Source organism: Paenibacillus cineris (genome assembly GCF_018333335.1).
In the GTDB taxonomy this organism is placed as follows: domain Bacteria; phylum Bacillota; class Bacilli; order Paenibacillales; family Paenibacillaceae; genus Paenibacillus_AQ; species Paenibacillus_AQ favisporus.
In genome coordinates, this window is record NZ_BORU01000001.1 from 928,148 (window position 1) to 948,319 (window position 20,172).

Consider the following 20,172-nt stretch of genomic DNA (forward strand, 5'->3'; position numbering starts at 1 on the left):
TGTTATTCAATCACTTGCTACTTGCTATAAATCAGTGAAGCAGCGCGGAGCTCTGATGTTCACAGATGCTGTACTGGATGATCTCCATGGCATCTTCTTGTTCCAGAATGCTAAGTCCGTCCCGCAGCACAATGAGGGAATTCAGTTCATTTTGCTTCAAGAATGGCATCATATCCGGGAACCATTTCATGACGATTTGGGACAACTTTACCGTTTCCATTTCCATTTCCACAAAAATCACCCTTTCCTCCTTCGAATCTTCACAGTCAGATGATCCAACGCAAGGCGAATCGGAAAAGCGTTTTGGTGCTTTGGGAAATTCGGGTCTATCCTAATCTCATGGAACTATTGTAGGAAGCGCGCACTATTAATATACCACATTTGGTGTTTTTTTTACACAGCGCATACAAAAATCAGCTTCTGCGGAAGGAACCCATGACCCCGACGGTCTCGACAATGTTGACGAACGCCTTCGGGTCGGTCTGCTTGATGATGCGCTTCAGCTCGGCCAATTCGTACCGTGTGGTAACGGTCATCAGCATATCCTTTTCCACATTGGAAAAAGCGCCCTGCGTCTTGATCTTGGTTACGCCGCGCGGACGTTCCAGCAGCTGTTGAAGAAGGGCATCCGTCTCGTTCGTGATGATGTACACAGTGACCTTGAAATGGCTGACGTGGATCATGTCCACGACCTTGCCGGTGACGAAAATGGAAACGATGGAGGCGAGCGCCAGGTTCCAATTGTCCTGTAAGTAACCGGCTGCGAGGATGACGACTCCATTCATGGCCACCAGTATGTTTCCGATCGGGAAGTCGCGGTAACGCGTAACGATGGACCCGATAATATCGAACCCGCCGGAGGAGCCGCCGGCCCGGAAAGAGATGCCTGCCCCGATCCCGACGAGGACGCCGCCGAATACCGCAGCCAGCAGCGTATCGGACACGAGGGACGTTTCGGGGACTACCGCGATCAGCCACGTCGTGGCGACGACCGAAAGAATACTCAGAATTATGAAACGTTTGCCGAGCTGGAACCAGCCGGCGACAAGCATCGGTATGTTAAACACGAAATAAAGAACGCTGAGACTGATCGGTGTAAAATAATTCACGAGCATGGATAGGCCCGACACGCCCCCGCTCAGCAAATGAAGCGGTACGAGGAATAAATTGAACCCGCAGGCAATAAAAGCCGCACCAAGGACTACAACCACATACTTCCAAATATTTTTGAGCTCCAAGCTCATCACCTCATTATGTAATTTTCTGCAAGACGAGTGAAAGTTGTTTCAGCTTGACTGGTGTTTGTAATTTGGTTTGTGATATAATGTATTAGATGTTCTTGAGTACGGTTGTACAATAGTATTATTTTGCATTGTTTCAGGAGAATAATTACCGTTTACTAAATTCTGTAGGCTGTTTTGTTTGCCCGGATAAACGCTATAGAGAATCGAAGCCATGAAAAATTTGATCGAAGTTTGGCTACCCTATATAATGTTTACCGCTACTTAAGAATACAGACAAGATTGTGGTATGTCCACTTTATAGAAGGAGTATGAAAAATTTGAAAAATTTCGCAGAATTAGGCCTCGAACCAAAGGTATTGCAGGCCATTACGGAGCTTGGATTTGAGGAAGCGACACCGATTCAGGCACAATCCATTCCGATCGCAATGAGCGGACGGGACATGATTGGCCAAGCACAGACGGGTACAGGCAAAACCGCTGCCTTTGGTATTCCGCTGATTAATAAAATTTCCAAAGATACGGATAAAATCGTCGCCCTCATTATGACACCTACCCGTGAGCTTGCGATTCAGGTCGCAGAGGAAATCGGAAAATTGACCCGTTTCAAAGGAATTGGCTCGCTGCCGATTTACGGCGGTCAAGACATCGGACGCCAGATCCGGGCGCTAAAGAAGAAGCCTCAAATTATTATCGGTACGCCAGGCCGTTTGCTTGACCACATTAACCGCAAAACGATCCGCCTGGACGACGTCGAAACCGTCATTTTGGACGAAGCCGACGAAATGCTGGATATGGGCTTCATGGAAGACATCCAAACGATCCTGAAGCTGGTGCCGGAAGAACGCCAAACGATGCTGTTCTCCGCGACGATGCCGCCGAACATTCAGAAGCTGGCTCAGCAATTTTTGAAAAATCCGGAGCATGTTTCCGTTATTCCGAAACAAGTCAGCGCACCTCTGATCGACCAGGCTTATATCGAAGTGCCGGAACGCCAGAAGTTTGAAGCGCTCAGCCGCTTGATCGATATGGAATCTCCGGAGCTTGCCATCGTTTTCGGACGTACGAAGCGCCGTGTCGACGAGCTGGCCGAAGCCCTGCAGAAGCGCGGATATTCCGCGGACGGCCTGCACGGCGACCTGTCCCAGAACCAGCGCGACACCGTGATGCGCAAATTCCGTGACGGAAGCATCGACGTGCTGGTAGCTACGGACGTTGCGGCCCGCGGCCTGGACGTATCCGGCGTTACCCATGTCGTGAACTTTGACCTTCCTCAGGATCCGGAAAGCTACGTGCACCGGATCGGACGTACCGGCCGTGCCGGGAAAGAAGGAACCGCGTGGACCTTCGTTACTCCGCGCGAAATGGACCATCTGCACCTGATCGAACGCGTAACCCGCCACCGTATTCCGCGCAAGCCGCTCCCTACGCTGGCCGAAGCCATCGAAGGCAAACAGCGCGTGACAGCAGAAAGATTGCTTGAAACCGTGGAGAAGGGCGAATTGAACGAATACAAAGGACTAGCCATCCAACTGCTGGAGCAGTACGACTCCGTGCAGCTGCTGTCTGCGGCATTGAAGATGCTGACAGGCGAGAAGAAGGATTCGGATATCCAGCTGACGCCGGAAGACCCGATCCGCGTCAAGCGCCGTCACAGCGGCAAGCCAGACCTGCGCAGCGGACGCAAACCGTCCGGCGGCTATCGCGGCGGCAGCAGTGGCAGCCGCAGCGGCGGAGGGTATAACCGTGACCGCGGCGACGGACGCGGAGGTTACAGCAAGAGCTACAGCGGACGCGGGGATTCGTACCGCGGCGACCGTAAACCGCGGACCAGCAGCAGCGAGGGACGCCGTACTACGAAACGCGAAGATTCTTACGAGAAGTAAGAACATAACAAAGAGGCGAAGTGCCGCGTGCACTTCGCCTCTTTTTTCATATCATCAAATTACCAGATGAATGCGCGAGTGATGATAACGAGCAGGATGAACAGCACCAGAATGGCGCCTGTGGAACCCCAAAGGCCATGACCGTAACCATAACCAACTCCGCCTACAGCGTGAGACATTGAACATAACCTCCTTCAAAAAGTTGAACTCTTTTGGATTACGGTGTATCTTATGACGGTTTTCGCCCGCATGTATAGACCAACACCCAGATGCCGGAAATTAGGCTCTGGCAATGTATGTCCCTAATGCGGTATTATTAAGGTACAGGCATGTTAGTGGAGGAGGAGACTTTTACTTGGAATTCAAAGGTGCAATGGGTGGAATTTACAAAATTACAGAGTGGATTACCCGGATAGCTTACAGCAATATCTTGTGGATGCTGTGTTCGATCCCGTTCTTCTTTTTTCTCGTAACGAAGCTGTTGGTAACGGGGGCTAACGAGTCGCTGCAGATGAACTGGGCTATGGGAATCGTGGCACCGTTTACATTGTTCCCTGCAACGGCGGCGCTGTTTGCAGTGGTACGTAAATGGGTGATGGGCGATACCGATATTAAAATTTTCAGCACCTATTTCAGAGCGTACAAGGAAAACTACAAACAAAGCATGGTCGGCGGCATTTTCTACGTGCTGCTGCTGGTTATTATGATGGTGGATTATACGGTCTATATGACCCAGTTCCGCAATATGCAGCTGATCGGGATTGTGATGCTGATCCTGCTGATCGTTCTGTTCCTGTCGATGTTCAACTTTTTCTCGATGATCGTTCATTACCATATGTCCATCGGACAGATTTTGAAGAACGCGATTCTGATTACGATCATCCGCCCTTTCCGGGTGCTTGCTACCGTGCTCGGGAGTGCGGTCGTCCTGTTTATCGGGTCTAAGTATCCTGCGCTGATCTTCTTCTTTGGCGGTAGCGTCATCGCATTGTGGGCGTTTTTCAACTTCTACGGCACCTACATGAAGATGCAGGAGCAAGCGGAGCGGCTCAAACAGAAGGAAGAAGAGGCGCAGCAGGAAGCCGCTGACGCAGATGATTCCGTAAGTTTGCAGGGCGATCCGGACAAGAGAGAGGAATGGTACGAAGAAAGCGTTTCAAATGGCGATGAGCCGGGTAAAAGAAACTAAGCCAGCAAGCGATAATTTTCTTCTAAATTTTTACCATTTCGTTTACATGCTGACGATTTCAGTCTATAATAAGACTACATCCTGCGATGTTCGCCACGGTTAATCGTTGTTTTGAACCAATGATAATGTCTGAGGGAGATCTATATGAAGCGCAGCTGAAACGCCCTGTCTATATGACATGGGGACTTCAAAACCGCTTATGCGATCACCCACCTGCTAGAGCAGGTTCAGAAGACAATTTAACCGGACGGCATAGGCGGGTTTTTATTTTGTCGATGAACCCATTGCGACCATGATGGTGCAGAATAGAGAACATCCCAGCCGGTTCTATTTCCGGATTGGGGTGTTTTTTTGTTGAATCTCCGGCATCAATCCGTACTTACTCTTTTGTTCTGACCGTAACAATGATAAACTGTTAAGTATTGATGATGTTTACTATAAAGGAGGAAAGGTCTTGTCGCTAAAGAGAGTTCTAGTGGGGGTCATTCGCAGTCAAGAAGGAACAAGCGACCGCGCGAAGGATCCTAAAATGAAAACGCGCTATTACAATTTATCGAAAGACAAGGCATGGGAGGAAATCTCCTCGACACTTAAAAAAATTCCTGGCTACAAAGTGCTGCACGAGGTGTCTTCCGTCGGGGAAATCACGCTGGAGAAGAGAACCTCGCTTGGCCGTACCGTGGATATTACCATTTCGGTGCTATCGGTTGGTCCAGTCCGCACCGCTGTTGATATGTATTCCGCCTCCCGGGGCTCGCTGGGGGATCTGGGGTATAATTACCGGATTATTTTAAACTTGTTCGGCATATTGGATAAGAAACTGGCTAAATACAAAATAACACAATGAGTAAGGAAAAAGCGGGAGAAAGATCAGCTCTTTCTCCCGCTTTTTATGGGAACATGGCGGCTTAAGCTTAATTACAGCAGTTCTTTAACGGCTGCTACGGCATTTTCGTAGTTCGGATGCTCGGCCATTTCCTTCAGGTACTCGACATATGTAATCTTGTCGTTTTTGTCCACGACGAAAATGGAGCGCATGTCCAGACGGAATTCCTTAATATGAACACCGTACGCGTCGCCGAACGACATCTCCTTGTGGTCGGAAAGGGTCACGACACGGTCGATTCCGGCAGCGGCACACCAGCGTTCCTGGGCGAATGGAAGGTCGGCGCTGATGGTCAGCACGATCACGTCGTCGCCAAGGCCGGCGGCTTCTTCGTTGAAACGGCGCGTTTGGGCGTCACATACTCCCGTATCAAGAGAAGGAACGACACTAATTAATTTGATTTTACCGGCATAATCCTTAAGAGTAGCCTCTTCAAGCAAATTTTTGCTGACCTTGAAATCCGGAGCGGCGTCGCCCACATGAAGTTCCGGGCCAATGAGGGTAATCGGATTGCCTTTGAATGTAGCTGCATTGGTACGTTCTTGTGCCATATGAAATCTCCTTCCTGGTTATCAAAAATTGGTGATTCGTGACAAAGTCCATTATAATCTTTTTAAAAAGGCATTGTCCAATTTCGTCGGCGGTTTACTCGGTTATAGAAGGAAGGATAACATGTTATTTGTACGTTATGAGAATCTGAAAAGTTATTTGAAGTACTACCCGATCACGACGCTGCTCTTTGTCATCAACCTGGTGATGTTTCTCATTATGGCCTTTAACGGGGGCTCCACCAACAATGAAACGCTGATCCGGTTTGGAGCACTGACGAACATCGATCAATATAATGAGTGGTGGAGATATGTCAGCTCCATGTTTTTGCATGCGGGTTTTTCCCATTTGCTGTTTAACAGCTTCGCGCTGCTCGTATTTGCCCCGCCTCTGGAGAGACTGCTTGGTTCTTGGCGATACGGGCTGCTGTACTTGTTAAGCGGTATTCTGGGCAATTTGATGACAGTGGCTCATTACAACCGTACCGGAGAGATTCTGATCTCCATAGGCGCTTCAGGAGCGATTTACGGCATTTACGGCGCCTATCTGTATATCGCTTTGCTTCAGCGGCAGTGGATGGACGACGCCTCCCGGAAAACCGTGTACGGCATATTGATCGTGGGTGTCGTCGTAACCTGGGTTTCACAATCCAACATCAACTGGGTGGCCCATATGGGCGGATTGATCGGCGGTTTCTTTATTTATGGACTGATGGCGAGGGTGCTGAGAAGGCGCCGCTAGCCAAGCTCGGATGAACAGGTATCGTATAAGCAGAATGGAGCGAAAGTAGTGGAATTAAGACAGTTGCAATACTTTTTGAAGGTAGCACAGAAGGAGCATGTCACGCAGGCTGCAGAGGAGCTGCATGTCGCCCAGTCAGCGGTGAGCCGGCAGATACATCAGCTGGAGGAGGAACTCGGAGTCCACTTATTCATGCAGAAAGGAAGAAACCTGCAGTTAACCCCCGTAGGGCAGTTGTTCTGCAAACGGGTGGAGGGTATCCTGAAGGATTTGGATAAGGCGGTCATGGAGGTTCATGAATTTCTGGATCCGGAGCAGGGAGAAATTCGTATCGGATTTCCGCACAGCCTGGGGATTCATTTGATCCCTTCCGTGGTGGCCGAATTTAAACGCCGGTATCCGAACGTGAAATTCCGTTTCAAGCAGGGGATGTTCCCGTCCTTGATCCGTGATGTAATCTCGGCGGAAGTCGATTTGGCCTTCATTTCTCCTTTCCCGGAAAAGCATGAACATGTGGAAGGTGAAGTGATCCTGACCGAAGAGCTGTATGCGATTCTGCCGCCGAACCATCCGTTGGCCGAGAAGGAGAGCATCAAGCTCGTCGAGCTGAAGGATGAGAAATTCGTTCTCTTCAGTAAAGGCTATTCTTTGCGGCCGATTGTCTGGCATGCTTGCCTCGAGGCGGGCTTTACGCCGAAGATCGCCTTCGAAGGTGAGGAGACCGACACGATCCGCGGACTGGTGGCCGCTGGCATGGGTGTCAGCATCCTGCCGGAGCTGGCCTTGTTCCAGACCAATCCGCTGCAGCCGGCACGCGTTAAAATTTCGGAGCCGAAAGTCACCCGCACGATCGGGCTGATTCATCGTTCGGACGATAAGCTTCCTCTGGTGGCCCAGTCTTTCCGCACCTTTCTGCTTAAATATTTCGGCTTACACCAGAACAATAAAAATACCCCGGTCGGTTAAACGACACGGGGTATTTTTATATTTGAAGCCGGATATTTACATACTTGTTTGTATTAGTCACGGTTGTTGCTGTTCGTAAAGATCAAAATGTACCGGAGCAGTTCGAGCAGGGAAACCAGCGCCGCTGCAACATAGGTCAGGGCTGCGGAGTTCAGCACCTTGGCCACGCCCCGTTCTTCTTCGTTCGTGATGTATCCTTCCGAAACCATAATCTCGCGGGCCCGGTTACTTGCGTTAAATTCGACTGGCAGCGTGATCAGCTGGAAAGCAACCGCAACGGAGAAGAAGATAATGCCGAGTCCGATCAGTCCAAGCCATTGGAAAAGGAAACCGGCAATCAGAAGGATCGGAGCAAGTCCAGATGCAAAGTTGACGATCGGGAAAATCCGGTGGCGCAGTACCAGCATCGGATAGTGCTCCTTATGCTGAATGGCGTGGCCGATCTCGTGACAAGCAACGGAAATCGCCGAGATGGAGCTCTCGTAATATACCGGTTCCGACAGGCGGACGACGCGGTTAATCGGGTCGTAGTGGTCGGAGAGGGCTCCGCGTACCGGTTCGATCGGCACGTCATGCAGCCCGTGGGTATCCAGCATGTGCCGGGCCGCGTCATATCCGGTCATGCCGCTGTTCGCCTGAACCGTGGACCACTTCTTGAAGGTACCCTGAACTCGAAACTGTGCCCAGAGCGAAAACAGAAATGCAATAATGATAAGTATATACATTCCGTCGAAATACATTTCCATACCTCCTGCTTTATTTTGCGGGAAACTAGAGGGTTGGGCCGTGCTGTTCAAGGAAGAGGCGAATGGCCTCGATGCACGCCGCACCTTGCGGGAGGAGATTCAGCAGCACCAGCCGCGCATGGCTTGGCTTCATTTGCTTAATCAGCGGTTCGAGTTCCTTCACTTCGCGCTGCAGCTGCTGCATATGAAGCTCGAGGTGAGACAGCTTGTCGGACACCTGCTTCTCTTCCGGAACCGAATCCCACTTCTCAAGCATCTCTTTAATCTCATCCAAACTATATTTCTCTTGTTTCAATTCATTAATACGTTTAAGCCGGACCAAGGTTTCATGGCTGTACAAACGGTAATTCTTAAGCGTGCGCTTCTCTGGAAAAATCAATCCCAGCTTGGTGTAATAATCAATTGTACGCTCGCTGACACCACCAGCCTTAGCTAATTCACCGATCCGATACAGTATCATATCCCCATCCTATATCACCTCGCAGGAAATTAAACGAATGCTCGTTTCCATATTATATTACTTAAATTATGATACATGAATCCGAACCGTACAGTCAAACGTCATGCTTTTCCTGTAAAGCTGACATTGTAAGTTAATATTACATCAGAAACATTTTTTCAGTATTTTCAAAAAATATCTTGTCAATTTCAGGACTATCGGCTTATAATGTCATTAAGAATTTCACATTGTGTTAGAAATATTGACATTGGGGGAATGGGGTACATGAAAAGAAAATGGTTAGGAATCATGTTATTAATGCTTACATTGTTGACGTTTCCCGTAACGGTTTTTGCAGCCGATGACGGGGCGACCAACGTTCAACTACAGGCTGGGTTGAACACCTTCTTCGTATTTATGGCTGCTATGCTCGTGTTTTTTATGCAGGCGGGTTTCGCGCTTTTGGAAGCCGGTACGGTACGGATGAAGAACGCGGGTCATATCGCAGGGAAGACCGTACTGACACTCGGAATTGCCATCGTCGTTTTCTGGGCAGTCGGTTTTGGCCTTGGGTTCGGCAATGGGAACAGTTTATTCGGAACGACGGGATTTTTCCTGACCGGCGATTCCATGGCAGCGTCCTTTGATTCCTTATCCGCATCGGATGCGTCGCTGACGGTCAAGTTTTTGTTCCAGCTGTCCTTTGCGGCCGTATCGCTGGCCATTGCCTGCGGCGGTATGGCGGAACGCGCTAAATTAAGCGTATATATCGTATTTGGAACCATTTTTATGATCGTGATTTACCCGGTTGTTGCCCACTGGGTATGGGGCGGAGGCTGGTTGGGCCAATTGGGTATGCAGGACTACGCCGGATCGACCGTCGTGCATCTGACAGGTGCGACCGCAGCCCTGGTCATCACTTACATGCTGAAGCCGCGCCTTGGCAAATACAACAAGGACGGCAAGCCTAACAGCATTCCGGGTCACAATCAGGTATTATCGGTACTTGGCGTGTTTATTCTGTGGATCGGCTGGTTCGGTTTTAACCCTGGCAGTGCGCTGACACCGCTGATGGACGGATTTTTCGGATATGTGGCCTTAACCACCAACCTGGCTGTAGCTGCCGGTGCTGTTGCCGCCCTGCTGATTTCCTGGGCAATATTCGGCAAAGCCGATATCCCTAGCATGCTGAACGGCGTTTTGGCCGCTCTCGTTGCTATCACCGGTTCTTGTGCATTCGTGGATGCGTGGGCAGCGATCGTGATCGGTGCGGTTGCCGGTATCATTACCTTCTTCACGGCTCAATGGTTTGAGAGAGCGGGCCTTGACGATCCGATTTACGCTTTTTCCGTACACGGTATTGCCGGGATTTGGGGTGCCGTTTCCACAGGGTTGTTTGCAACGCCGAAGCTTGTTGAGATTACTGGCGTCGGAAAACCCGGACTGTTCTATGGCGGTGGATTCTCGCAGCTGGGCGTTCAAGTGCTGGGTGTCCTCGGGGCGTTCGTATTCGTTCTCGTGATCTCCTTCATCGTCATCGCTATTATGAAAGCAACGATGGGAATTCGCGTTACCGAAGAAGAAGAAATGATGGGTCTGGACATCAGCGAACACGGCACTTACGGCTATCCGGAGCAAATGAGACTGCTCGTTGATTCCGAGATCAGACCATCGGCGTCTTCCGCATCGGCTCCTAAGCCATCTGCGGGAACCAACGAGTCCTTTACCTAAGTCTAAAGAAATATGAATGAATATAATTCACCATGGAGGGGGTGAACCGTATGGAACCGCTGAAGTCGGAATCATGTGATCTGGACCTCGGTACGATCGCTTATGCGAACTCGCGTGAAGAGCTTCGGAGTCGGCGGCTGGACTGCCAGGAACAGCTTCAGGAAATGTTCGCTGACATGCCGATCGGGGCCTGGTCTGCACTCGTCAATGAAATGCATGATTTGATCGCGGCCAGAGCCGTCGACATCTGCGAGCGGGAACTGGAGGAGGCCGGTTACGGCCTGCCTCCCGTCTCCTACGCCTTCGTCGTATTCGGCAGTGCGGGCCGTAGGGAGTCGACGCTGTGGAGCGATCAGGATAACGGCCTTATTATCAGCGACGAGCCGGATGCATATAAGGAAGCTTACTTTCAAATCTTCGGTCAACGGCTGTCGGACCTGTTTGAATATTTGGGCTATGAAAAATGCAAGGGGAAAGTCATGTGTTCCGAGCCGCTGTGGCGCAAAACGCTGGAGGGTTGGAAAACGCAGCTCTCCCGCTGGCGCAATGACTTCAGCTGGGAACCGGTTCGCTACCTGATTATCGCTACAGATATGCGCTATATTTCTGGTGATCGCACACTTTCTGAGTCGTGGAAGGCTTTTTTCGGAAAATGTCTCGATGAGACGCCGGAACTGGCGATCGCGATTCTGCGGAATACGGTCAGACATAAAGCAACGCTAAATCTGCTCGGCCAGGTCGTTACCGAACGGTTTGGGGAACATGCCGGAGATTTTGACGTGAAATACGGGGTGTACATCCCGATCGTCAACAGCGTCCGATATATGGCCCTCCAGCAGGGAGTTAAGGAATCATCCACGCTGAAAAGGCTGGAGAGGCTGATGGTGCTGGACGGGGGCAACATGCTGCTGGAGAACGTGCAGCGCGCCTTTCTTACCGCCTTGATGCTGAGGTCGACCGCCCCCCACCGCGAAGAAAGGGGCATCTTCATGAGCAGCGGATACATTCCGCAGAAGGAGCTCAAGAAAAGGCCGCTGATGTATGAGCTTCGCGAAAGCCTGACCGTCGTCAGGCGGACACACCGGGCGCTGCAGCGTCAGCTCCGTTTCGCGGAGAGGAGAAGACCATGAAGACGCCGGAGCGGGGGAACAGCGGGTTCTGGAGCCTGCTTCGGCAGGGAGGCATGCCTTCTGCGATTGCTTCAGTGATGGGAGGATCCTCCGCACAGCAGATGGCGTTTATCCGCTCGCTGATGAGAGAACAACGGCGGCCGGAGGTTCTGCATACTCCGCTCAGCGAGCTGGAAACCGTCGTGTTTGATCTGGAGACGACGGGATTTAACGTTCAGCAGGGCGATGAAATTTTGTCGATCGGGGCGCTCCGGGTCAAAGGCGGCGAAATCAAAGAGGATGAGTCGTTCTACAGCCTCGTTCAATGCAAACGCCCGGTGCCGTCCCACATTACCGGATTGACGGGGATTACGCAGGCGATGATCAACGAAGCGCCGCCGCTGATGGACGGTCTGCACGGATTCATGAATTTCGTTGGGGGAAGGGTGCTGGTCGCCCATGCGAGCGCCCATGACAAATCCTTTTTGAATGCGGCACTGTGGAAAACCTCGAAGGTGAACCTCAGCCACCGGGTGATCGACACGATGATGATTGCCCGCTGGCTGGAGCCGCAGCGCGCGAGCTTTGCGCTGGACGACCTGCTGATGGCGAAAAATATTCCGATCGAGGGAAGGCATCACGCTTTGGAGGATGCCAAGATGACCGCAAAGCTGTGGGTTATGTACCTGCGGGACATATCGCGCAGGAGACAGGTGGAGACGCTGGGCGACCTGTACGCCTATCTAAGCCATGCGTAACCGGGCCGGGCGGAGATGAAAATCGCCCGCCGCTGATCGTTCAATGAAGTAAGCCTGGGTCAGGATGGAAGATCCCGATTGGTCGGGGGAGCTGATCAAGTAGATACGGAGCAAATCTCCGAAAAGCGGGAGCTGACGCAAATCCTCCTCGGACGGAGCGGGAACGGTGTGTGGATGCGTGTGAAAGATTCCGAGCAGTCCCGAAGGGTTCAGACACTGCTGGACCCACGCCTCGGGATCCAGGGCGAAGCGGTGCAGCGGGTCAGGCGCTACGTTGCGGATCGGGATCAACGTCTCGATTCGCATGCCGCCCGCTGCAGCATTACCCCGCAGTACACCGCAGGCTTCATAAGGCCGATGAAGAAATAGCTGCTCCGCCAATCCGTGGGCGCAAGCAGCATCCAGCCATATTTCTTCGTCGTGTACGTGAAGCTCTGTCAACCGTATTCTCCCCTCTCACTTTGGCCTCTGCATTTGGCAGGGGCTCTTTTTTTTTGTGCGTTCATATCATGTCAAGTGTAGCGGGATGACCGTACAACCGCAAGGTACTTGCTCGGCAGACCGTATTGTGAGCCAGCCAAATAGGTCGTTGGGAAAAATTTTGCAGTTCATTTGTAAGTTCCCGTGAAAAGAGGGTAAAATATAAGGGATACCACTTTATGAAAAAAAGGGACGACATCAATGAAACGTAATTTGTATATTCTGCTGGCCTTTTTGGTGCTGGCGGGTGTTGTAGTTTACCAAAGTGCAGGCGACAAAATCCAGGCTGCCTTTCAGCAAGAGAAGCCGATGCCGACCGAAACGAAGCCGCAAGCGGGATATCTGGCACCGGCCTTCACGGCCACGGGACTCGACGGGAAGGAATACCGTGTCGGCGGGGCGCAGGACAAGGCTATTCTGGTGAATTTTTGGGCTTCCTGGTGCGATCCGTGCCAGCAGGAAGCGCCCGAGCTGCATGCCTTGGCGGAGAAATACAAGGATGACCTGAATATTTACGGCATCAATGTCACCAAATACGACAACAAGAAAAACGCCAAAAGCTTTGTCGAGAAATACGACGTGAATTTTCCGGTCATGCTGGACCTGAAAGGAACGATTTACGACCAGTACAAAGGAGCCGTGTTCCCGACGAACGTGCTGATCGACAAAAACGGCGTCGTGCAGGATGTGATCCTGGGCATTCTGCCGTCCAAGGATCTGGAGAAGAAGATCAAGCATCTAATCGAGTCTTAGTTTAGGTTGAATGGAAGACCCGCCGCGTGAACGGAGGTCTTCTTTTTTTTGTGAATTTGTTGTAGAACATAAAAGACCGTCCAGGATAGCTCCCGGACGGTCTGCTTCAGTTAAGCTGATATGAATGGTTTAGTGATTGACCAGCCCTTGCGACGGTGAAGCCGCTTCAGGTTCCGATGTCTGAAGAATCTGTCCCAGCAGGGCGTAGCGCATACTGTCGACCAGCGCCTCCCAGCTCGCCTCGATGACGTTCTCGGACACGCCGACGGTGTTCCAGGACTGGTTGATGTTGCGGGATTCGATCAATACGCGAACCTTGGCCGCGGTCGCATCCTTCTCATCGAGCACGCGGACCTTATAGTCGGACAGGTGCATTTCCTTGATTGCCGGGAAGTACTGCACAAGCGCCTTCCGCAGCGCATTGTCAAGCGCATTGACCGGACCGTTGCCCTCAGCCGCAGTATAGACGTTGTTGCCGGCGACGTTCAGCTTGACGAACGCCTCGGAAACGACGGCTCTGCCGGCGGTTTTCTCTACCAGCATTTTGAAGGATTCAAAGGTGAACAGCTCCTTCATTTCGCCGCCGGCTTCGCGCAGGAGCAGCTCCAGGGACGCGTCTGCCGCTTCGAACTGATAGCCCTGGTGCTCGAGATCCTTGATCTTCTCGATCACTTTGCGCGAATGCTCGCTCGTGGAGTCGAAGTCCAGGCCCATATCCTGCGCCTTGGACACGATATTGCTCTGGCCGGCCAGCTCCGACACCAGCACTCGCTGCTTGTTGCCGACGAGCTCGGGCACGATATGCTCGTACGTGCGCGAGTCGCGAAGAATGGCGGAGACGTGGATTCCGCCTTTGTGGGCGAATGCCGCGTTACCGACATACGGCTGGTTCACCGGCATGTTGACGTTGGCGATTTCGCTGACGAAGCGGGCGGTGTTGGTCAGCTGCTTCAGGCGATCTTCCCCGATGCACTCGTAACCGAGCTTGAGCTCCAGGTTCGGAATGATAGAGCAGAGATTCGCGTTGCCGCAGCGTTCGCCGTAGCCGTTGATCGTTCCCTGAACCTGGCGGGCGCCGGCTTCCACCGCGCTGAGCGTGTTGGCCACGGCGAGCTCGCAGTCATTATGCGTATGGATGCCGAATTGGGCCTGAGGGATAAGCGATGTCAGGCTGGTGACGATCCCGTGGATTTCGTGCGGGAGGGTTCCGCCGTTCGTGTCGCACATCACCAGCCAATCGGCGCCAGCTTCCTTGGCTTTCTTCAGCACGGACACGGCATAATCCGCATTGTTCTTATAGCCGTCGAAGAAGTGCTCGGCGTCAAAAATGACTTCAAGCCCCTGCTGCTTCAAAAAGGCGATCGAGTCGTAAATCATGGCCAGGTTCTCATCCAGCGTGGTCTGCAGCGCTGTATGGACATGGAAGTCCCAGGATTTGCCGACGAGCGTGGCGGCCTGTACACCGGATTCTAGAATGCGCTTTAAGTTTCCGTCCTGCTCAGCTTTGCTGTCTTTACGGCGCGTGCTGCCGAAAGCGGTGATTTTGGCGCTCAGGCCCAGCTGCTGAACCCTTTTAAAAAACTCGATGTCCTTGCTGTTGCTTCCCGGAATGCCACCTTCAATATATTGTACGCCAAGCTCATCGAGCTTCTTGGCAATCTTCAGTTTATCGTCGGCGGACAAGCTGACACCTTCGCCTTGGGTGCCGTCCCGCAGGGTCGTATCGAAGATGGAAATGGACTTAGACATGGGAGTCCTCCTTTGGAAGTCTTGGAATGATCACTACGTCATTTGTATAATTCATTATTATATCATTTTTACGCGGGAATGTAACAAAGAATTCCTCGTGCAAGTAGGTTCCCAGGGTTCTTGACCTCGTTTCTGGCGAGGGGTATGCTGGATTTATGAATTTGGTAAGGGTGAGAAAGATGGACAAGCCAAGCGTTGATGCCTATTATCCGCAGAATGGAAGGGTCATTCTGCATGTCGATATGAACGCGTTTTATTGCTCCGTCCATGAGGCGGAGGAGCCGGAGAAATACCGGGGCATGCCCACCGCGGTTGCAGGGAGCATGGAGCTGCGTAAGGGAATTATCGTTACTTGTTCCTATGCTGCGCGGAAACGGGGCATTTCAACAGGCATGCTGGTCACCCGGGCGCTGAAGCTGTGCCCGGAGCTGATCGTCATCAAGCCTGATTTTGATTTATACCGCAAATACTCCAAGGCGTTTATGAGAATCGCCTATTCCTATACGCCGCTGATGCAGGCGACTTCGATTGACGAATGCTATCTCGATATTACCGGATCGAAGCAGTTCGGGACGCCCCAGCACATCGCTGAGGAAATCCAGCGGCGGATCTATGAGGAGCTCGGGCTGCCGTGCTCTATCGGGATCGCCCCGAACAAGCTGCTGGCCAAGATGGGCTCCGATATGAAAAAGCCGAACGGCATCTCGGTCCTTCGCATCCGCGATGTGCCGAACGTGCTGTGGAACAAGCCCTGCGGCGAGCTGTTCGGGATCGGCGGCAAAACGGCGGAGAAGCTGCGCAAAATCGGCATCCATACGATCGGCCAGCTGGCGCGTACGGACGAAGAAGCGCTGATCCGCGTGTTCGGGGTCGTGGGAGCCTGGATGAAGCAGGCGGCGAACGGCATTGACCATTCTCCGGTGGTGGAGGATCGGGAGCAGAGCAAATCGGTCGGGCATACCACGACGCTGCCTCACGACATCAGCGCCAAGGAAGATGTCAACCGGGTGCTGCTCAATTTAAGCGATCAGGTAGCCCGGCGCTTAAGAAGGAAGGAACTGGTTGCAGGCGGGGTGCAGATCACGATCCGGACGCCGGACATGAAGACGATCACGCGTGCCCGCGTGCTGCCTGCCCCGACCGAAAATGCCGAGGACATCTACGAGGCGGCACGCAAGCTGTATGCGGAGCATTGGAGCTGGGACAAGCCGGTCAGGCTGCTCGGCGTGACGCTTCAGCATTTGGTGCCGAAGGAGGAATCGGCGATCCAGCTTGATCTGTTCAGCTATGAGAAGCAGCCGAAGAAGGAAAACCTGACGAAGATCATGGACGAGCTGCGGAACAAGTTCGGGGAGAACGCCGTCGTTACCGCGGGGATGCTCGGCGACGATCCGTCGGCGCTGCTGCGCAACCATCGGGTGCGGGGAACGTCGCTGCAGATGGATTTTGCCGATAAGCGCGACGAGGATCTTCCGTAGGGGGCTAGGGCGAAAGTCACGAAACGAAAATATGTGATTTTTGTCATTGAAGAGACGGTGAAATTTGCGTTACCATAGAAATATGGTTTTGCTGCTATAGTGGAGAACATTTCGTTTTTTTGGATAGATCATTTATATAGATAAATAGAAAGGTAGAGGAGAGCCATGGCCAAATATACTTGGGTTGAGAAAGATACCTGCATCGCGTGCGGCGCCTGCGGCGCAACCGCTCCGGATATTTACGATTACGACGATGAGGGGCTGGCGGGAGTCGTGTACGGCGGCGACGACAACACAGGCAACACCGAAATTCCTGAAGAGATGTACGATGACCTGCAGGATGCCGTTGACGGCTGCCCGACCGATTCCATTAAGATCGCGGACTGCCCTTTTCATAAAGAAGGCTGAAGCATCGCTGCATACGCCTATGTCTGAAAGCATCCCCCGGCCGAATAGGCCTCGAGGGGGATGTTTTTTTGTTTTCCGCGTGCCGATATAAATAGAAAGAACATTTGCGCATGGAGGTTACCGTTGAAGAATTCGCTCTATCTCAAAAAATACGTTCAGATGCATCCGGACAATAAAATGGGATGGTATTTGCTGGGGAAGGAATATGAAAAAAGCGGGCAGCAGGGGAAAGCCAACTACTGCTTTAACCAGTCGGGCGGAATTTATGAAGCCTTTGAAACGAGCCGGGTGCCTTCGGATATTTGGCTGGAATACGAACAGAAGCTGCTGAAGCAGGCTGAGGATGCGGAGCGGAAGCGGCGGCGGATCCGCCGGGCGGCGGTTGCCTTGATGATTCTCATTCTGGTGCTGATTCCTTCGGTGGAGTCGCCGCAGCGGCAGAGCCTTGCCGAAGAATCGGCGAACCCCGGGGAAGAAGTGCAGGCGGCTGCAGCAGCAGGTGATATGCCGGAGAAAAAGGGTACGGGTAAAGGCGAGGGGGCTGCGGAAGAAGCCGGACAGCCTGCATCCGGTACGGTGTTTACCGCACTGGGCGAGGACGATGGGGACGGCAAGGCGCACCTGCTAGCGGATGAAATGTCAATCGCGCAGAAATCCAGGAACCGCTTGGCGGTCCTGACCATGAAACGGCAGGGAAAATGGCTGCTGTGGTCGCGCGATCTGCCAGTCTCTTATACGATGCTTTCCGGCGGGAAAGGAAAGATGACCTATCAGTCCTATAACGCCAAAGACTGCGCATGCAAACCTGAGGATCAGGAAGCATTGCAGTCCGCTGCCGCGAAATGGACCCTGGAGCAGGAGGAGCTGGCTTTGCTGTACAGCGCCATGGCTGCCTACCGGGACAAGAACGGAGCCCTGCCGAAGTCCGTGAACGATCTGACGCGGCCGTTTCCGGAAAATTGGGTTTCGGGTCGGACGCCGCGCATGCAGGAGGCGTTTGCCCCGATGGCCGAATGGATGCAATCCGGCGGAAGTTCCTCTAAGGGACAAGAAGGCGGGAGCGGTGAAACGGCATCCGGTGCCAATACGCCGTCGTCTCCGTTTGCTTCAACATGGGGGCAGGAGCCCTTTTTGCAGGAGCGGCTCGAAATTATCGTCGATAAAGCGGCGCACCGTCTGGCCGTAGTCAGCGGGGATAAGCTCATTCGCAGTTATCAGGTTGGACTGGGGGGAGAGCGTACGCCGGAGGGAAAATACAAAATTTCGATCAAGGTGATGAATCCGAACGGCCGGGATGACGGCGAATTTGGAAGCAGGGGCATGCAGCTGTCGGACACGAATTACGCGATTCACGGCACGGACGAACCGGACAGCGTGGGCAAGGACGAATCCAAAGGCTGCATCCGCATGAGCAGGGCGGACATTGAGGAGCTTTTTGATCTCGTGCCGTTAGGCACCCCTGTACTCATCAGCAAGGGGGGTCTGCCTGATCTGCCGCTCGTGCCGAAGGAAAGATTCCTTACGAAGCCGAAGCAGGATCAGACGAACCCCCATCAGACGTATCACTGGCTGTGAACCGCAGCCCTGGCAGAAAGGCTTGTCCCAAACGAAAATGCGTTAGATTATAGAATTTTAAAAATTTACACGTTGAAAATAATCAGAACCGAAATGAGCAGAATGAGCAAAAGCAGGCCGATCCCGACCCAAAGCAACGCCCTCCGGTTGACTTCGTCCTTCTTCTGCTGAAGCGTCGGCGGTTTGCGCTTGGTTGCCATGACGTTCTACCTTCTTTCCTAATCAGATTCAATCTTACCCTCATTGTAATGGCTTTCAATGTAAAATACCAGCAGGGGAAGGGCTTGGAGCCAGCCGGTTCGATCAGGCAAAAAACTTTATTTTTATACCGATTAAGGATAAACTGAAGGATAGAGACAACAATGTGCATGGAGAGGAAGATTGGCTGGTGCTGTACCGAAATTTGGCAAAACCGATATTTTTTAAAATGGATCCGGAGAAAGCTCACCATTTGGTCATCGGCGGACTTCATTCCGCGGGCGCGTTTCCGGGAGGAACGGGCCTACTGCGAAGCATGTACGGCGTGAACGAGACGGCAGACCTCGCAGTGGATCTGTTCGGCATACATTTTCCGACACCGGTTGGACTTGCAGCAGGATTGGACAAGAATGCGGCAGCGGTCGACGGTTTTTCTTCCATCGGCTTTGGCTTTATGGAGGTTGGCACGGTGACGCCGAAGGGACAGCCGGGCAACGAGCAGCCCCGCCTGTTTCGCCTTCCGCCCGACGAGGCGCTTGTGAACCGGATGGGATTCAACAACGAGGGAGCGGAGGCCATGGCCAAGCGGCTGGCGGCTGTCAAGGACCGCAGAATCCCGGTCGCCGTGAACATCGGCAAAAATAAAGTAACTCCGAACGAGGAAGCCTATAAGGATTATCAGGAATGCCTGCGTACCCTGTATCCGTACGGGGATTTTTTTGTGGTTAACATCAGTTCGCCGAACACGCCGGATTTGCGCAATCTGCAGTACGGCAGCGAACTTTCGACATTGGTCCGGCATATTATGGAAGAGATGCGGGCACAAGCCGCCAATCACGGAGAGTCCAAGCATATTCTGGTGAAAATTGCGCCTGATGTGAGCGACGGCGAGCTGGAAGAAATGGTCGACGCGCTGGCTCCGAGCGGGATCTCCGGCATTATCGCCACGAACACCACGATCGGGCGGGAAGGGCTGAGCCATCCGAATGCCAAGGAAACCGGTGGACTTAGCGGCAAACCGCTGCGTATCCGTTCCACGGAGGTCGTATCCCGGGTATACCGCCAGACGGGCGGCAAGCTGCCGATTATCGGTTCCGGCGGCATTTTTACGGCTGAAGATGCTTATGAGAAGATCAGGGCAGGTGCAAGCCTGGTGGAAATTTATACTGCCCTTATATATGAAGGACCCGAAATCAACCGGAAAATCAACGCCGGGCTGAGAGAGCTTTTGCGTCGTGACGGCTTTGCCCATATCTCCGAGGCTGTGGGGGCAGACCATCACTGAGGGAG

The 20,172-nt window shown here is 52.6% G+C and carries 22 protein-coding genes and 1 other RNA gene; 14 read left to right on the forward strand and 9 right to left on the reverse strand.

What is annotated here, in order from left to right:
• Positions 1-31 precede the first annotated feature (31 nt).
• Entirely contained in the window at positions 32-226 is a 195-nt protein-coding gene (locus KI379_RS04715; protein WP_076170738.1) for a hypothetical protein, read from the reverse strand.
• Between the two features lie 187 nt (positions 227-413).
• The gene (locus tag KI379_RS04720; RefSeq protein ID WP_373309526.1) at positions 414-1,238 is read right to left on the reverse strand and encodes a YitT family protein; all 825 of its coding nucleotides are present in this window, start codon (positions 1,236-1,238) and stop codon (positions 414-416) included.
• Between the two features lie 323 nt (positions 1,239-1,561).
• On the opposite strand from KI379_RS04720, the gene KI379_RS04725 reads away from it, so the two are divergent.
• Positions 1,562-3,127 carry a DEAD/DEAH box helicase gene (locus tag KI379_RS04725; protein ID WP_089546056.1) on the forward strand — a complete coding sequence of 522 codons (1,566 nt, stop codon included), beginning with the start codon at positions 1,562-1,564 and terminating at the stop codon, positions 3,125-3,127.
• 59 nt (positions 3,128-3,186) lie between these two features.
• On the opposite strand, the gene KI379_RS04730 is transcribed toward KI379_RS04725, so the two are convergent.
• Positions 3,187-3,306, reverse strand: a complete 120-nt coding sequence (locus KI379_RS04730; protein WP_208629305.1) for a YjcZ family sporulation protein — start codon at positions 3,304-3,306, stop codon at positions 3,187-3,189.
• Positions 3,307-3,482: 176 nt separating this feature from the next.
• On the opposite strand from KI379_RS04730, the gene KI379_RS04735 reads away from it, so the two are divergent.
• From KI379_RS04735 to KI379_RS04745, 3 genes are all read left to right on the forward strand, one after another.
• Positions 3,483-4,316 (forward strand): YesL family protein, encoded by an 834-nt coding sequence (locus tag KI379_RS04735; protein WP_212982917.1) that lies wholly within the window; start codon positions 3,483-3,485, stop codon positions 4,314-4,316.
• A gap of 75 nt (positions 4,317-4,391) precedes the next feature.
• Positions 4,392-4,583: non-coding RNA, 6S RNA (gene ssrS / locus KI379_RS04740), on the forward strand.
• Positions 4,584-4,770: 187 nt separating this feature from the next.
• The gene (locus KI379_RS04745; protein ID WP_076170237.1) at positions 4,771-5,163 is read left to right on the forward strand and encodes a DUF1499 domain-containing protein; all 393 of its coding nucleotides are present in this window, start codon (positions 4,771-4,773) and stop codon (positions 5,161-5,163) included.
• A gap of 71 nt (positions 5,164-5,234) precedes the next feature.
• Here KI379_RS04745 and tpx read toward each other — a convergent pair whose 3' ends face one another.
• Positions 5,235-5,753, reverse strand: a complete 519-nt coding sequence (gene tpx / locus KI379_RS04750; protein ID WP_076170236.1) for a thiol peroxidase — start codon at positions 5,751-5,753, stop codon at positions 5,235-5,237.
• Positions 5,754-5,874: 121 nt separating this feature from the next.
• Here tpx and KI379_RS04755 point away from each other — a divergent pair, with 121 nt between their 5' ends.
• Both KI379_RS04755 and KI379_RS04760 read left to right on the forward strand, forming a co-directional pair.
• Positions 5,875-6,492, forward strand: a complete 618-nt coding sequence (locus KI379_RS04755) for a rhomboid family intramembrane serine protease (RefSeq protein ID WP_076170235.1) — start codon at positions 5,875-5,877, stop codon at positions 6,490-6,492.
• Positions 6,493-6,540: 48 nt separating this feature from the next.
• Positions 6,541-7,458, forward strand: coding sequence for a LysR family transcriptional regulator (locus KI379_RS04760; protein WP_076170234.1), 918 nt, complete (start codon positions 6,541-6,543; stop codon positions 7,456-7,458).
• Between the two features lie 53 nt (positions 7,459-7,511).
• Here KI379_RS04760 and KI379_RS04765 read toward each other — a convergent pair whose 3' ends face one another.
• Positions 7,512-8,198: a zinc metallopeptidase gene (locus KI379_RS04765; protein WP_076170233.1), complete on the reverse strand. Its 687-nt coding sequence runs from the start codon at positions 8,196-8,198 to the stop codon at positions 7,512-7,514.
• A gap of 31 nt (positions 8,199-8,229) precedes the next feature.
• A complete protein-coding gene (locus KI379_RS04770; RefSeq protein WP_076170232.1) occupies positions 8,230-8,664 on the reverse strand; it encodes a MerR family transcriptional regulator in 435 nt (144 codons plus the stop codon).
• A gap of 264 nt (positions 8,665-8,928) precedes the next feature.
• Here KI379_RS04770 and KI379_RS04775 point away from each other — a divergent pair, with 264 nt between their 5' ends.
• From KI379_RS04775 to KI379_RS04785, 3 genes are read left to right on the forward strand one after another with little or no spacing between them, the layout of a single operon-like run.
• Positions 8,929-10,374, forward strand: coding sequence for an ammonium transporter (locus KI379_RS04775; RefSeq protein WP_076170231.1), 1,446 nt, complete (start codon positions 8,929-8,931; stop codon positions 10,372-10,374).
• A gap of 50 nt (positions 10,375-10,424) precedes the next feature.
• Entirely contained in the window at positions 10,425-11,504 is a 1,080-nt protein-coding gene (locus KI379_RS04780; RefSeq protein WP_105441570.1) for a DUF294 nucleotidyltransferase-like domain-containing protein, read from the forward strand.
• On the forward strand, positions 11,501-12,241 hold the full coding sequence (locus KI379_RS04785) for an exonuclease domain-containing protein (protein WP_076170229.1): 741 nt from the start codon (positions 11,501-11,503) through the stop codon (positions 12,239-12,241). Before KI379_RS04780 ends, KI379_RS04785 begins: the two co-directional genes overlap by 4 nt.
• Here KI379_RS04785 and KI379_RS04790 read toward each other — a convergent pair.
• Positions 12,227-12,682: a Mov34/MPN/PAD-1 family protein gene (locus KI379_RS04790; RefSeq protein ID WP_212982918.1), complete on the reverse strand. Its 456-nt coding sequence runs from the start codon at positions 12,680-12,682 to the stop codon at positions 12,227-12,229. The genes KI379_RS04785 and KI379_RS04790 overlap by 15 nt on opposite strands.
• 240 nt (positions 12,683-12,922) lie before the next feature.
• Between KI379_RS04790 and KI379_RS04795 the strand changes: the two genes are divergently transcribed.
• Positions 12,923-13,474: a TlpA family protein disulfide reductase gene (locus KI379_RS04795; RefSeq protein WP_076170227.1), complete on the forward strand. Its 552-nt coding sequence runs from the start codon at positions 12,923-12,925 to the stop codon at positions 13,472-13,474.
• 129 nt (positions 13,475-13,603) lie between these two features.
• Here the strand turns inward: KI379_RS04795 and cimA are convergent, their stop codons facing one another.
• Positions 13,604-15,223 (reverse strand): citramalate synthase, encoded by a 1,620-nt coding sequence (gene cimA / locus KI379_RS04800; protein ID WP_076170226.1) that lies wholly within the window; start codon positions 15,221-15,223, stop codon positions 13,604-13,606.
• A gap of 155 nt (positions 15,224-15,378) precedes the next feature.
• Between cimA and KI379_RS04805 the strand changes: the two genes are divergently transcribed.
• The 3 genes from KI379_RS04805 to KI379_RS04815 all read left to right on the forward strand — a co-directional run bounded on the left by KI379_RS04805 (position 15,379) and on the right by KI379_RS04815 (position 18,684).
• Complete coding sequence (locus KI379_RS04805) at positions 15,379-16,701, forward strand: DNA polymerase IV (RefSeq protein WP_244169261.1); 1,323 nt, start codon at positions 15,379-15,381, stop codon at positions 16,699-16,701.
• 165 nt (positions 16,702-16,866) lie between these two features.
• Positions 16,867-17,109 (forward strand): ferredoxin, encoded by a 243-nt coding sequence (locus tag KI379_RS04810; protein ID WP_089546064.1) that lies wholly within the window; start codon positions 16,867-16,869, stop codon positions 17,107-17,109.
• 123 nt (positions 17,110-17,232) lie between these two features.
• Positions 17,233-18,684, forward strand: a complete 1,452-nt coding sequence (locus KI379_RS04815) for a L,D-transpeptidase (protein ID WP_212982919.1) — start codon at positions 17,233-17,235, stop codon at positions 18,682-18,684.
• Positions 18,685-18,749: 65 nt separating this feature from the next.
• Here KI379_RS04815 and KI379_RS34225 read toward each other — a convergent pair whose 3' ends face one another.
• Positions 18,750-18,884 carry a hypothetical protein gene (locus tag KI379_RS34225; RefSeq protein ID WP_258167940.1) on the reverse strand — a complete coding sequence of 45 codons (135 nt, stop codon included), beginning with the start codon at positions 18,882-18,884 and terminating at the stop codon, positions 18,750-18,752.
• A gap of 188 nt (positions 18,885-19,072) precedes the next feature.
• Between KI379_RS34225 and KI379_RS04820 the strand changes: the two genes are divergently transcribed.
• Positions 19,073-20,167: a quinone-dependent dihydroorotate dehydrogenase gene (locus KI379_RS04820; protein ID WP_212984608.1), complete on the forward strand. Its 1,095-nt coding sequence runs from the start codon at positions 19,073-19,075 to the stop codon at positions 20,165-20,167.
• The last annotated feature ends 5 nt before the right edge of the window (positions 20,168-20,172 follow it).